The 12,527-nt window shown below is 68.6% G+C and carries 9 protein-coding genes; 6 read left to right on the top strand and 3 right to left on the bottom strand.

The features are described from left to right. Positions 1 to 112 precede the first annotated feature (112 nt). Both pta and B7R22_RS02750 read left to right on the top strand, forming a co-directional pair. Positions 113 to 2,305: a phosphate acetyltransferase gene (pta, locus tag B7R22_RS02745; RefSeq protein WP_116410283.1), complete on the top strand. Its 2,193-nt coding sequence runs from the start codon at positions 113 to 115 to the stop codon at positions 2,303 to 2,305. Continuing rightward, positions 2,302 to 3,513 (top strand): acetate/propionate family kinase, encoded by a 1,212-nt coding sequence (locus tag B7R22_RS02750; protein WP_116410284.1) that lies wholly within the window; start codon positions 2,302 to 2,304, stop codon positions 3,511 to 3,513. The genes pta and B7R22_RS02750 overlap by 4 nt, the downstream gene beginning before the upstream one ends. 63 nt (positions 3,514 to 3,576) lie before the next feature. Here B7R22_RS02750 and B7R22_RS02755 read toward each other — a convergent pair whose 3' ends face one another. Next, positions 3,577 to 3,789: a GNAT family N-acetyltransferase gene (locus B7R22_RS02755; RefSeq protein WP_216363373.1), complete on the bottom strand. Its 213-nt coding sequence runs from the start codon at positions 3,787 to 3,789 to the stop codon at positions 3,577 to 3,579. Between the two features lie 173 nt (positions 3,790 to 3,962). On the opposite strand from B7R22_RS02755, the gene B7R22_RS02760 reads away from it, so the two are divergent. From B7R22_RS02760 to B7R22_RS02770, 3 genes are all read left to right on the top strand, one after another. Next, a complete protein-coding gene (locus tag B7R22_RS02760) occupies positions 3,963 to 6,728 on the top strand; it encodes a DNA polymerase III subunit gamma and tau (RefSeq protein WP_116410286.1) in 2,766 nt (921 codons plus the stop codon). Positions 6,729 to 6,731: 3 nt separating this feature from the next. Beyond that, positions 6,732 to 7,331 carry a recombination mediator RecR gene (gene recR / locus B7R22_RS02765; RefSeq protein ID WP_116281876.1) on the top strand — a complete coding sequence of 200 codons (600 nt, stop codon included), beginning with the start codon at positions 6,732 to 6,734 and terminating at the stop codon, positions 7,329 to 7,331. 136 nt (positions 7,332 to 7,467) lie between these two features. Next, a complete protein-coding gene (locus tag B7R22_RS02770; protein ID WP_116410287.1) occupies positions 7,468 to 9,138 on the top strand; it encodes an AtzH-like domain-containing protein in 1,671 nt (556 codons plus the stop codon). A 35-nt stretch (positions 9,139 to 9,173) separates the two neighbouring features. Here the strand turns inward: B7R22_RS02770 and B7R22_RS02775 are convergent, their stop codons facing one another. Both B7R22_RS02775 and B7R22_RS02780 read right to left on the bottom strand, forming a co-directional pair. Continuing rightward, positions 9,174 to 10,832, bottom strand: a complete 1,659-nt coding sequence (locus tag B7R22_RS02775) for a putative Ig domain-containing protein (RefSeq protein ID WP_116410288.1) — start codon at positions 10,830 to 10,832, stop codon at positions 9,174 to 9,176. Between the two features lie 27 nt (positions 10,833 to 10,859). Further along, entirely contained in the window at positions 10,860 to 11,000 is a 141-nt protein-coding gene (locus B7R22_RS02780; protein ID WP_216363375.1) for a hypothetical protein, read from the bottom strand. A 97-nt stretch (positions 11,001 to 11,097) separates the two neighbouring features. Here B7R22_RS02780 and B7R22_RS02785 point away from each other — a divergent pair, with 97 nt between their 5' ends. After that, positions 11,098 to 12,492 carry an aspartate kinase gene (locus B7R22_RS02785; protein ID WP_116410289.1) on the top strand — a complete coding sequence of 465 codons (1,395 nt, stop codon included), beginning with the start codon at positions 11,098 to 11,100 and terminating at the stop codon, positions 12,490 to 12,492. Positions 12,493 to 12,527 lie beyond the last annotated feature (35 nt).

A 12,527-nucleotide genomic window follows, 5' to 3' on the forward strand; every position in this document is an offset into this window, starting at 1 on the left:
CAGCCGACAGACTGCTGATCATCAGTCCACAGGGGGTGCGCACCCAGCCCCGGCTCCCTAGGGTGGAACCGGCGACCTGCACTGTCGGGCCGCCTGAACCGCAAGGAGAACCGTGGCTCGCAGCATCTACATCACCTCCGCCGAGGGGCACTCGGGCAAATCGACCATCGCCCTCGGCGTGCTCGACATTCTTGGCCGGATCGTCGGCCGGGTGGGTGTGTTCCGTCCGATTGCGAGATCGGTGCATGAGCGCGACTATGTGCTCGAGATGCTGCTGGCGCACGACGGTATCGACCTCGACTACGACGACGCGATCGGCGTCTCGTATGAGGAGGTGCACGCCGACGCGGATGCCGCACTGTCGCGCATCGTCGAACGTTACAAGGCCGTCGAACGCCGCTGCGACTCGGTCGTCATCCTCGGCTCGGACTACACCGACGTCGGCAGCCCGTCGGAGCTCTCCTTCAACGCGCGCATCGCCGCCAACCTCGGTGCCCCTGTGCTGCTCGTGCTGGGTGGCCGGGCGGGCCAGGGCGCCACAGAACTGCTCGGTCACTCCGACGCGCGCAGTCCCGACGACATGCGGCAGATCACCGAGCTGGCCCTGGTGGAGCTGAAGGCGGCCCACGCGACGCTCCTTGGAATCGTGGCGAACCGCAGCGACCCGGAGAACCTCGAGAAGATCCGCGATTCGATCGCACGGGCAGCGTCCGACGCCCTTTCAGCGCTGGCCATCCCGACGTCGGTCGACGTGAAGCGATCGCGGGTGCCGATCTGGTCGATTCCCGAGGATCGACTGCTTGTCGCGCCGAGCATGGCGAACCTCGTCGAGTCGACGGGCGGGGTCATGATCAAGGGCGACCCGCGCCTGCTGGGTCGGGAGGCGCTCGGCGTGGTGGTGGCCGGTATGTCGATGGTGAACGTGCTGCCCCGGCTCATGGAGGGCGCCGTCGTGGTCATCCCCGGCGATCGCACAGAGGTTCTGCTGGCTGCGTTGATGGCCAACGCTTCGGCGACCTTCCCGAGCCTGTCGGGAATCATCCTGAACGGTGGCTTCGACCTCCCGGAGCCCATCGAGCGGCTGATCGACGGGCTGGAGGCCTCGCTTCCGATCATCAGCACGCCGCTCGGCACCTACGACACCGCGGTGCGGATCACCTCGACGAGGGGCCGGCTGGCCGCGGACTCTCAGCGCAAATACGACAGCGCCCTCGCGCTTTTCGAGCAGTACGTCGACGGCGCGAAACTGCTCGAGCTGCTCGACGTCAGTTCCTCGACCGTCATCACCCCGCTGATGTTCGAATACGGGCTCATCGACCGCGCCCGTTCGGCGCAGAAGCACATCGTGCTGCCGGAGGGGACGGATGACCGGGTGCTCCGTGCCGCCGCAACCGTTCTGACGCGGGGCATCGCGCGCCTCACCATCCTCGGGGAAGAAGACGAGATCCGCTCGCGCGCGACGTCGCTGGGGATCACCCTCGACGACGCAGGCATCGTGAGCCCGTTCGACCCCGAACTCAGGGAGCGGTTCGCCGAGCAGTATGCGAGCATCCGGGCTCACCGCGGCATCACCCTCGACATGGCGAGGGACACGGTGAGCGATGTCTCGTACTTCGGAACGATGATGGTGCACCTCGGACTGGCCGACGGAATGGTGTCCGGGGCAGCGCACACCACGGCTCACACGATCCGGCCCGCCTTTGAGATCATCAAGACCCGCCCCGAGGTGTCTGTGGTGTCGAGCGTGTTCCTGATGGCGCTCGCCGACCGGGTGCTCGTCTACGGCGACTGCGCGGTGATACCGGATCCGACGGCGACGCAATTGGCCGACATCGCGATCTCGTCGTCGGAGACGGCTGTGCAGTTCGGCATCGACCCCCGGGTCGCCATGCTGTCGTACTCGACGGGCGTCTCGGGCTCGGGGGCGGATGTCGAGAAGGTGCGGGAGGCGACAGCGTTCGTGCGCGCGCGCCGGCCCGACCTGCTCGTGGAGGGGCCGATCCAGTACGACGCGGCCGCGGATGCGGCAGTTGCGGCGGCGAAGATGCCGGATTCCGAGGTGGCCGGTCGCGCAACGGTGTTCATCTTCCCCGACCTGAACACGGGGAACAACACCTACAAGGCGGTGCAGCGGAGCGCCGGTGCGATAGCGGTCGGGCCGGTGCTGCAGGGACTCAACAAGCCCATCAACGATCTCTCGAGGGGAGCTCTCGTGCAGGACATCGTCAACACGATCGCTATCACCGCCATCCAGGCGGCAACCGTCCTGGCTGCCGCTTCGACGCCGGCGGGAGCTGAGCTGTGAGCGCCGTTCTCGTCATCAACAGCGGTTCGTCGTCGCTGAAGTACCAACTGCTCGAAATGATGGGCGAGACCGTGCTGGCAAGCGGGCTCATCGAGAGGATCGGGGAGGATGCCGGTGCGGTCAAGCACACGGTCTCAGCCAGCTCGACGGCAGGCAATGTGGCCGAAGAGACATTCCGAGGATCGGAGCCGGTGGCAGACCATGCAGCGGCGTTCAGGGTCATGATCGACGCGTTCGCGTCGCATGGGCCGTCGCTCACCGAGAACCCGCCGATCGTGGTGGGCCACCGGGTCGTGCACGGCGGCAAGCGGTTCTTCGAGCCGACTGTCGTGACCGATCTCGTCAAGATCAACATCCAAGACCTCTCCGAGCTCGCACCGCTCCACAATCCGGCGAACCTCGACGGCATCACGGCGGCGCAGGCGGCCTTTCCCGACGTTCCCCACGTCGCGGTGTTCGACACCGCATTCCACGCGACTCTTCCAGCGGCCGCCTACACCTATGCCATCGACGCAGAGCTTGCGGACAAGCATCGTGTGCGCCGTTACGGTTTTCACGGAACCTCCCACAAATTCGTCTCCGAGGCGGCGGCAGAGTTCCTCGGCCGCGACCTGGAGCAGCTGAAGACCATCGTGCTGCACCTCGGCAACGGCGCGTCAGCGTGCGCCGTCGACGGTGGCCGGTCGGTCGACACCTCGATGGGTCTCACCCCGCTCGAAGGCCTCGTGATGGGCACCCGGTCGGGCGATCTCGATCCGGCAGTGCTCGTGCACCTGCACCGGAGGGCCGGCCTCGGCTTCGACGAGCTCGACACGCTGCTGAACCGGCGAAGCGGGTTGGTCGGGTTGAGCGGGCGGGGCGACATGCGCGACGTCGTCGAGGCGGGCGACTCCGGTGATGAGGCGGCAGCGCTGGCGCTCGACGTGTACCTGCACCGGTTGAAGCACTACGTGGGTTCGTACATCGCGGTACTCGGCGGAGTCGACGCGATCGTCTTCACGGCCGGGGTGGGAGAGAACAGCGTGGCTGTGCGCGGCCGTGCGCTGGAGGGCCTCGAGTGGATGGGCATCCGGATCGATCCGCAACGGAACGAGTCGAGGGAGCGCGGGCCGCGCCTCATCTCCTCCGACGACTCGGCGGTGGCCGTGCTGGTGGTGCCGACGAACGAGGAGCTGGAGATCGCCCGGCAGTCGCTGTCGGTGATCTGATTCGGGCCGAGCGCCCCATCGGGCTCAGCGGTCCGTCGGGCCGTCGGGCCGAGCGCCGAGCGCTCAGTCGGCGATGAGGCGCTTGCCGAGGCTGACGGTGTGGTCGGGTTCGTAGCCCAGCGCGTCGTAGAAGGCGAGCACGCCCTCGTTGCCCGCCCGCACCTGCAGGTTCAGTTTCGGGCATCCGATACCGACGAGCAGACGTTCGGCCTCGGCCATGAAGGCCCCGCCGTGACCGTGGCCGCGGTGCCCGGGTGAGACAGCCAGGTAGTTCACCCAGCCCGATGGCCGTCGAAGCCGGTGTCTGACCGATCGAATGGGCGAATCAGCATCGTTCGAGCATAGGAGATCGCTTCCGCCCGCCCTCCACAGGGCCTGTCTGGTCGTGACCTCTCCACAGGTTCGACGGTGGGGGGCCGGGCGTCAGTGGTGGCGGATACGATTGCTCCATGGTCACAGCCCTTTACCGCCGCTACAGGCCTGAGACGTTCGGCGAGATGATCGGCCAGTCGCAGGTCACCGAGCCGTTGATGACGGCGCTGCGCACGAACAGGGTGAACCACGCCTACCTCTTCAGTGGGCCCCGGGGATGCGGCAAGACCACTTCGGCGCGCATCCTCGCCCGCTGCCTCAACTGTGCAGAGGGCCCGACCGACACGCCGTGCGGGGTCTGCCCGAGCTGTGTCGAGCTCTCCCGCGACGGATCCGGTTCGCTCGATGTGGTCGAGATCGACGCGGCGAGCCACAACGGTGTCGATGACGCGAGAGACCTCCGCGAGCGTGCGGTCTTCGCTCCCGCCCGTGACCGGTACAAGATCTTCATCCTCGATGAGGCGCACATGGTCACACCGCAGGGCTTCAACGCGCTGCTGAAGATCGTCGAAGAACCGCCGGAGCACATCAAGTTCATCTTCGCGACCACCGAGCCCGACAAGGTCATCGGAACGATCCGGTCGCGTACGCACCACTACCCCTTCCGGCTCATCCCGCCCGCGCAGTTGCTCGAATACGTGCAGGCGCTCTGCGAGATCGAGGGCATCACGGCGGCGCCCGGGGTGCTGCCGCTCGTGGTAAGGGCGGGTGGAGGATCCGCTCGTGACACTCTGTCGCTGCTCGACCAGCTGATCGCCGGTTCAGAGAGCAACAACATCGAGTACGAACGCGCCGTGGCGTTGCTCGGCTACACCCACGCGTCGCTTCTCGGCGAAGTGATCGACGCCCTCGGTGCCCATGACTCGGAGGGTGCCTTCGGTGCGGTCGACCGGGTCATCCAGACAGGGCAGGATCCGCGCCGGTTCGTCGAAGACCTGCTCGAACGCCTGCGAGATGTCATCATCGTCTCCGCGACGCGGTCGGCAGAAGGCGCGGCAGCGGTTCTCCGCGGAATGCCGAGCGACGACATCCTGCAGATGCAGCAGCAGGCCGCCCTCTTCGGTTCGGCCGAACTCTCCCGCACGGCGGACATCGTGAACGCCGCCCTCACCGAGATGACGGGTGCGACCTCACCTCGCCTGCACCTCGAGCTGATGATCGCACGGGTGCTGGTGCTGGCGAGCGACGACACCGCGCGAGGCGCTTTGGCTCGCGTGGAACGGCTCGAACGTCGCGTGGGCGTCGACGGTGCGATCGAGGGGGCGCCGACGATCTCGGCCGGTGGCTCCTCCGCATCAGGCTCTTCGCCTGCCGGCTCGGTAACTGCTGGTTCCGCTCCTGCTGGTTCGTCGGCTGGTCGTCCACCCGCTCCCGGAGTCCGGGAAGCCGGATCCGGCAGCGGATCGTCGAACCGCACCGGCTCCGGTGGGGCCTCCGGTGCCTCGTGGCCGGCCCGGGCCAGCGATTCGCCGCCCGAACGCGCCTACAGTATCGATCGACCGTCTGGGTCCTTCGCTGTAGCAGGCGCCGCGGCACAGGAGTCGGCTGCTCCCGCGGCGCCAGAGTCTTCGCCCACTGCGTCCATCAGTGACGCGCCCACCGTCGACGCGTCGACTGTTGATGCGCCAACCGGCGAGGTGCGGCCTGCTGGCGTTCCGGCAGCTCCGATGGCTGCCTCCTCGGGCCTGACTCCGCCGGCCACGGCCGGCTCGCCGGTGACGTTCGCGCAGCTGCGCGACTCCTGGCCGCAGATCCTCGAGACCGTTGAGAAGAGCAAGCGGTCGGCATGGATGATCGTCTACACCGGCTCGATCCGGGCGCTCGAGGGCGACGTTCTGACGCTGACGTTCCCGAGCCAGAACGATGTCGACAACTTCAAGCAGCAGCAGGCGCCGGGCCAGGGTGTCAGCGAGGTCCTTCGCCAGGCCATCGTCGACGTGCTCGGCCTCCGGGTGAAGTTCATTGCACGTGTCGACGCAACGAATCCCGGCTCGCCCGAGGCCCGGGCCGTCGCCGGGGGCCTGGCCGCTGGCGGAAGCCCAGCCGCTGGTGCAGGCCCGGATGTGGGCCGACCTGCAGCCTCGGCGGTGACACCACCCGTTGCTGCGTCGCCCGCTACCGCGGCTCGCGTGTCGGCCCCGTCTGCGCCGGTGGCGACACCCACCCCCGTCCCCGCCGCTCCCACCTCGCCCGGCAGACAGCAGCAGGCCGCCGCGGGCGCGCCCCTCCGGCGCCCGGCCACGTCGGGCGGGGCTCCGACCACCTCGTGGCCCGTTGTCGCGATCCCCGTGTCGAGCCCCGAGCCCGAGGAACCGGTGCGCGTGGGCTCCGTAGCGGTCGACATTCCGAGACCTGCCAACCCGGGGCCTGCCAACCCCGGGTCTGCCAACGCGGGGCCTGTCAGCCCAGGGTCCGCCAACCGGGGGCCCACCCCCTCGGCCACAGCCACTCCGCGGTCCGAGATCCCGGCCTCCGAGATACCGGACGACATTCCGGAGGACATTCCCGAAGGGAACGTTCCCGATTTCGACCCGTCCGCGTCATGGGCCGGTTCCGACGACGACATCCCTCTGGCGGCCGGTCCCTCCGACGAGTCGTTCGGCTTGCCGTCGGGGGCACCCCGCCAGAACCCGATCCAGCCACCGGCCACCTCGACGATGCCGAGATCGACCCCGCCTGCCGCAACCGGACGACCGGCTCGGCCCGCAGCATCCGATCGACCCGTCCCCCAGTTCGGTGAGAAGCAGCGCTACGGCGAGGCGGTCGTGCGGGAGATCCTCGGTGCGAGCTTCATCGAGGAACGCCCCGTGGTCCCGCGCCGGGCGCCGGAGCGGGAGGGCTAGGCCGTGTACGAGGGAATCATCCAGGAACTGATCGACGAGCTCGGTCGGCTGCCCGGCATCGGTCCGAAGTCCGCACAGCGCATCGCCTTCCACATTCTGCAGACGGAGTCGTTCGACGTCACCCGGCTCGCCGAGGTGCTCATCGAGGTGCGCGACAAGGTGCACTTCTGTTCGATCTGCGGGAACGTCTCCGAGCAGGACACCTGCGCGATCTGCCGCGATCCACGACGGTCGCAGAACGTCATCTGCGTGGTCGAGGAGGCCAAGGACGTGGTGGCCATCGAGCGCACGCGCGAGTTCCGTGGGCTCTACCATGTGCTCGGTGGAGCGATCAGCCCGATCGACGGTATCGGCCCCGACAACCTGCGCATCCGCGAGCTCATGAGGCGTCTCGCAGACGCCACGGTTGAAGAGGTCATCATCGCCACTGACCCCAATCTCGAAGGCGAGGCGACGGCGACCTACCTGTCGCGCCTGCTCACGACGCTGGAGATCCGGGTCACGCGACTGGCATCCGGGCTGCCGGTGGGAGGCGACCTCGAATACGCCGACGAGGTCACGCTCGGCCGTGCGTTCGAGGGTCGCCGGCTGGTCGAGCAGTAGCATGCGCTGGCGTCCTCCTGCTCCCGGGCACGGCGCCGGTGCGCCTGGCGGTCGCGGTGGTTCCGCCGCTGCCGGATCCACCCCGCCTGCTGATCCACGCCCACCCGAACGACCCCAGAACACGACGGGACCCACGATGGATGACACCGCCCCGCCCCAGGAGCACGACGGAACAACGGCCGGCACACTGGCGCCCGAGTGGTTCGGAGACCCGGGCCTGCTCGCCGCCTTCAGGAGGTACGAGCGAGCGCTGATGACGAACGATGTGCCTGAGCTCGACGAACTCTTCGCCGCGGGGAGCGGAACTGTGCGGAGTGAGGCCGGATCGGCCCTGGTGGGTCACGACAACATCGCCGTGTTCCGTGCGGCGCGGCCCCCTGTTCCCCTGCGTTTCCTCCGCCGCGTGCACCTCCGCCCGATTTCTGCAGACGCGGCAGTGATCATCGCCGAGACTCTGCGGGGAGACCGTGGAACCGGCAGCCAGACGCAACTGTGGCAGCGCATCGATGGCACATGGGCGGTGACGGTCGCGCATGTCTCGACCGTGCCCGGGATGCAGTTCAGCCCACCGACGCTCTCGGCCGCTGAAGCGCGGGCGATCTGGGTCACGCCCGAAGATCGTCGTCCCCTGGAACCGTCTGTCGCCTACCCGGACGGCACTGACCGCGTCGGAACCCTCGCCGGGGTGCGGGTTGCCGTGAAAGACCTGTTCGCCATCGCCGGCGAGACGATCGGCGCCGGCAATCCGATCTACCGTGCCAGCCGGAGCCCCGAGACCACGACGGCTCCGGCGGTGGCGGCGCTCCTCCACGAGGGCGCCGAGATCACCGGGCTCGCCCAGACCGACGAGCTGGCGTTCTCGATCGCGGGAACCAACGTGCATTACGGCACGCCACCGAACCCCGCTGCCCCGGGACGCATCCCCGGGGGGTCCACGAGTGGTCCTGCCTCGGCGGTGGCGCTCGGGCTCGCCGACCTCGGGCTCGGTACCGACACGGCCGGCTCCATTCGGGTGCCGGGGTCGTACACGGGGCTCTACGGCCTCCGCACGACCCACAATGCCGTGTCCCGCGAGGGTCTCGTTCCCCTCGCTCCCAGTTTCGACACCGTCGGCCTTCTGGCGCGGGAGCTTCCGACGCTGGCGGCAGGCACCCGTGCCCTGCTCTCGACCGGCGACGGCCTGGGCGCATCAGCGGAGCAGCCGGGGATCTCGACCCTCCTGGTCGACCCTGCTCTCACCGCGCTGGCGGATCCGGATGCGCGCCTGAGTCTCGAGGCCGGCGTGCGTGCACTCTCCCTCGCCTCGGGAGCGCAGGTGGTGCAGAGCGCGGGCGCCGTGGCGCTCGATCCAGCGGAGCTCGAGCAGTGGTTCGATGCCTTCCGCACGGTGCAGCAGTACGAGGCCTGGGCGTCCGACCGCGCATTCGTCGAGGCGAATCCCGGGGCGCTCGACCCGGCGATCGCCGAGCGATTCCGTCTCGCCAGCGGCATCACAGAGGGCGAGGCTCAGGATGCTCGGCAGATGCTCGCGCGAGCAACCCTCCGGCTGGAGCAGCTGGTGCCCTCCGGCACTGCGCTCGCGCTGCCGTCGACCTCAGGACCTGCCCCGGCCCTCGACGCCTCGCCTGCTGAGATCGATCGGGTTCGCGGTGCCACCCTGCGCCTGACCTGCCTCGCGTCGCTGTCGGGACTCCCCGCGCTCACCATGCCCTACGGCCGGGTCGGCACGCTACCGGTCGGGCTCTGCCTGATCGGTGCCCGCGGGGCCGATCTTCAGATCATCGGGCTGGCGACCCCGCGCCACTGACCGGGGGGAGGAGCTGCTGAAGGCGTGGCCCGTCTTCAGCAGCCGGGCTTCGCCTCGGCCACGCCTTCGACCGCACCCCCAGCTCGCCCCACATCGTCGGGACACCCGGTGCCGCCGCCCGCCGGTGCGGTCACGATCTCGTAGCTCCCGGTCGTGGTGCCACCCGAGTTGAACGCCGTCACCGCGAAGTCCGAGGTACCCGCTGCCCGCGGCTTACCCGCCAGGGAGCATTCGGAGGCACTCAGGGTGATCCCGGAGGGGAGGGTTCCCGCAGTGACAGAGCACTTCGCCGGCGCGCTGCCGGTCGGTGCGAGGTGGTAGCTGTAGGCCGCGCCGACCTTCGCCGTGCGGAGCGTCCCCGATGATGTAAGAGACGGAGGCTTCTGGTTCACGACGAGCCCGAACGTGCTGGTCGCATCCGGTCCGGCCAGATTGTGGGCGACCAGCGTCACCGACACCGCGGCCTCGGACGTGGGGGTGCCGAAGAGTTGCCCCGTCGCGGCGTCGAACGCCATACCATCGGGCAGGTCGCCGCGGAGGCTCAGAGTGGGGGAGGGTGTTCCCCGGGCTTCGAAGACGTGGCTGTACCAGACACCGACCGTGGCGGCATGGAGGGAGTCGGCGAAGATCCACGGAGCCTCCGGTACCACCGGCGCACGGCCCGAGACGGTCTCGTTCAGGGAATTCGAGGCGTACACCTTGCCGAGGCTCTCGTCGACGGCGACCCCGTGCGGCGCCTTGCCGAGAGGCAGCTCGAGGATGGGCGGAGAGGCCGCTGTCACGGTGAACTGCGACACCGTGATGCCGAGCGAATTGCCCACGAAGGCGTAGTGCGTGCCCGGATCGATGGTGACGGCCAGGGGCGCCCGGCCGACAGCGACTGTCGACACGACGGGGGCGGGCAGCGTGACATCGAAGCGCGAGGCAGTGTTGTCGCGCAGGTTGGCGACGACTGCCGTGTGGCTTGTCGGATCGATGGCGATTCCCGAAGGCGAGGATCCGACCCAGACGGTCGTGATGACCGGCGCCGGAGCGCTGCCATCGGTCGCCGAGGTGCGAGCCGCGAAGAGGGAGACGGTGTTGTCGCGCGAATTCGTGACTGCGACCACGCCGGCTCGGGAATCCACGGCGATCCCGACCGGTTCCTGGCCGACGGGAACGCTCCTGATCGCGGGAGTGCCGGCATCCGGCGACCCGTCGAAGGAGGAGACGCTGTTCGTGGTGGAACTCGTCACGTAGACGAGATGCGTCGACCGATCGAGGGCGAGCCCCGAGGGATGATCGACCCGGATGGCGACGACGGCCGTCGGATCCGGATCGTCGGCATCGAATGTCGAGACGGTGCCGGAGTCGTAGTCGGCGACGAACACCCGCCTCGCCCCTTCGTCGACGACGATCGCGACAGGATGGCTACCCACCTTCACCCGGGTGACTGGCTGCACATCCAGGCTGCCGTCGAACAGGGCGACCTCGTCAGAGGACGAGTCGGCCACGAACACCATGTGCGTGGTGCTGTCGACGGCCACGGCTCCCGGGGTGCCCCCGACGTGGGTGAAGGAACTGGAGAACGCCTGCGCGCCCAGGGGCGCCCCGACCGACAGGAGGAGGGAGCCGACGAGGAGTGCAGGGCAGACGAATGCGGCATGGGCCACCGTCGTTCGTGTGGGGGCGGTCCGGGTGGTCACGGTCTTCATGCCGCCATACTACTGAGCATTGCTCGATTAAGCCAGAGCGGACACCAGCGTTCCGAGGTCCGCCGCGGCAAGCGGCACACGCGTGCCGCCGGTCACCAGCGAGGCGAACCCGCCGTCCGAGGCCATGATGGTGATCGTGTACAGCTTCTCGGTCGACGAGGTGTTCACGATCCGGTGCTCCGAGCCCGGAGGCCTCCTCGGGGTCGGGGTCCGAACAACTAGAATGGGGCGTCGCCTTTCACCGTGATGTCGGGAGCACCCCCCAGTGAGTTTGATCGTACAGAAGTACGGCGGATCCTCCGTCGCCGATGCCGAGAGCATCAAGCGTGTGGCCAAGCGCATCGTCGAGACCCGCAAGGCCGGCAACGAGGTCGTGGTCGCCGTGAGCGCCATGGGCGACTCCACCGATGAGCTGCTCGACCTGGCCCACCAGGTCACGCCGATCCCTGCCCCCCGTGAGCTCGACATGCTGCTGACGGCCGGCGAGCGCATCTCGATGGCGCTGCTGGCGATGTCGATCCGCAGCATGGGCCACGATGCCCGGTCGTTCACCGGCAGCCAGGCCGGCATGATCACGGATGCCCGGCACGGCCAGGCCCGCATCGTCGACGTGACCCCCGGGCGCGTCCGCGACGCTCTCGACGAGGGCGCGATCGCGATCGTCGCCGGCTTCCAGGGCTTCAACCGCGGCACCGGGGACATCACGACGCTCGGTCGGGGCGGTTCCGACACGACCGCTGTGGCGCTCGCCGCAGCGCTCGGCGCGGACGTCTGCGAGATCTACACCGACGTCGACGGCATCTACACCGCCGACCCGAGGCTCGTTCCGCGCGCGCGGAAGATCACCCGCATCTCGAGCGAGGAGATGCTCGAGCTCGCTGCGAACGGTGCGAAGGTGCTCTACATCCGTGCCGTCGAGTACGCCAGGCGCCACGGCGTCACCCTGCATGTGCGCTCCTCGTTCAACAACAACGAGGGCACCATCGTCTACAACGCCCCCGAACAGTCCGCACCAGCCCCAGAGTCAGCACCGGCCCCAGAGTCAGCACCGGCCCCAGAGTCAGCACCGGCCCCAGAGTCAGCACCGGCCCCAGATACCGCCCCAGCCCCAGAGACAGCCCGAGAGAACAGCGAGACACCTGTGGAAGAGCCACTCATCGCGGGGGTCGCGACCGACCTCAGCGAAGCGAAGATCACCGTGGTCGGTGTTCCCGACATCCCCGGCAAGGCCGCCCAGATCTTCAACATCGTCGCGAAGACCGGCGCGAACATCGACATGATCGTGCAGAACGTCTCGGCCGCATCGACCGGGCTCACCGACATCTCGTTCACGCTCCCGAAGTCGGACGGCCAGACCGTGCTGACCGCCCTGACCGCCGAGCAGGGCGACGTGGGGTTCAAGGCGCTCCAGTACGACGACCAGATCGGCAAGCTCGCACTGGTCGGCGCGGGGATGCGCACCAACGCCGGAGTCTCGGCGAAGCTGTTCACGGCACTGTACGAGGCGGGGATCAACATCGAGATGATCTCGACGAGCGAGATCCGCATCTCGGTCGTGACCCGCGCCGACACCGTGAACGATGCGCTGCGGGTGGTCCACGCCGCGTTCGGCCTGGACTCCGACGACGAGGCGATCGTGCACGGTGGCACAGGGCGCTGACGCGGAGAGCGTCGCACCGGGCATCCGGCAACCGT

Origin of the sequence: Subtercola boreus, assembly GCF_003399635.1 — a bacterium.
In the GTDB taxonomy this organism is placed as follows: Bacteria; Actinomycetota; Actinomycetes; order Actinomycetales; family Microbacteriaceae; genus Subtercola; species Subtercola boreus_B.

Excerpts from the sequence above, each read along its gene's own strand:
- B7R22_RS02775 (WP_116410288.1), bottom strand. The coding sequence starts at position 10,832 with ATGAAGACCGTGACCACCCGGACCGCCCCCACACGAACGACGGTGGCC.
- B7R22_RS02760 (WP_116410286.1), top strand. The coding sequence starts at position 3,963 with ATGGTCACAGCCCTTTACCGCCGCTACAGGCCTGAGACGTTCGGCGAG.
- B7R22_RS02770 (WP_116410287.1), top strand. The coding sequence starts at position 7,468 with ATGGATGACACCGCCCCGCCCCAGGAGCACGACGGAACAACGGCCGGC.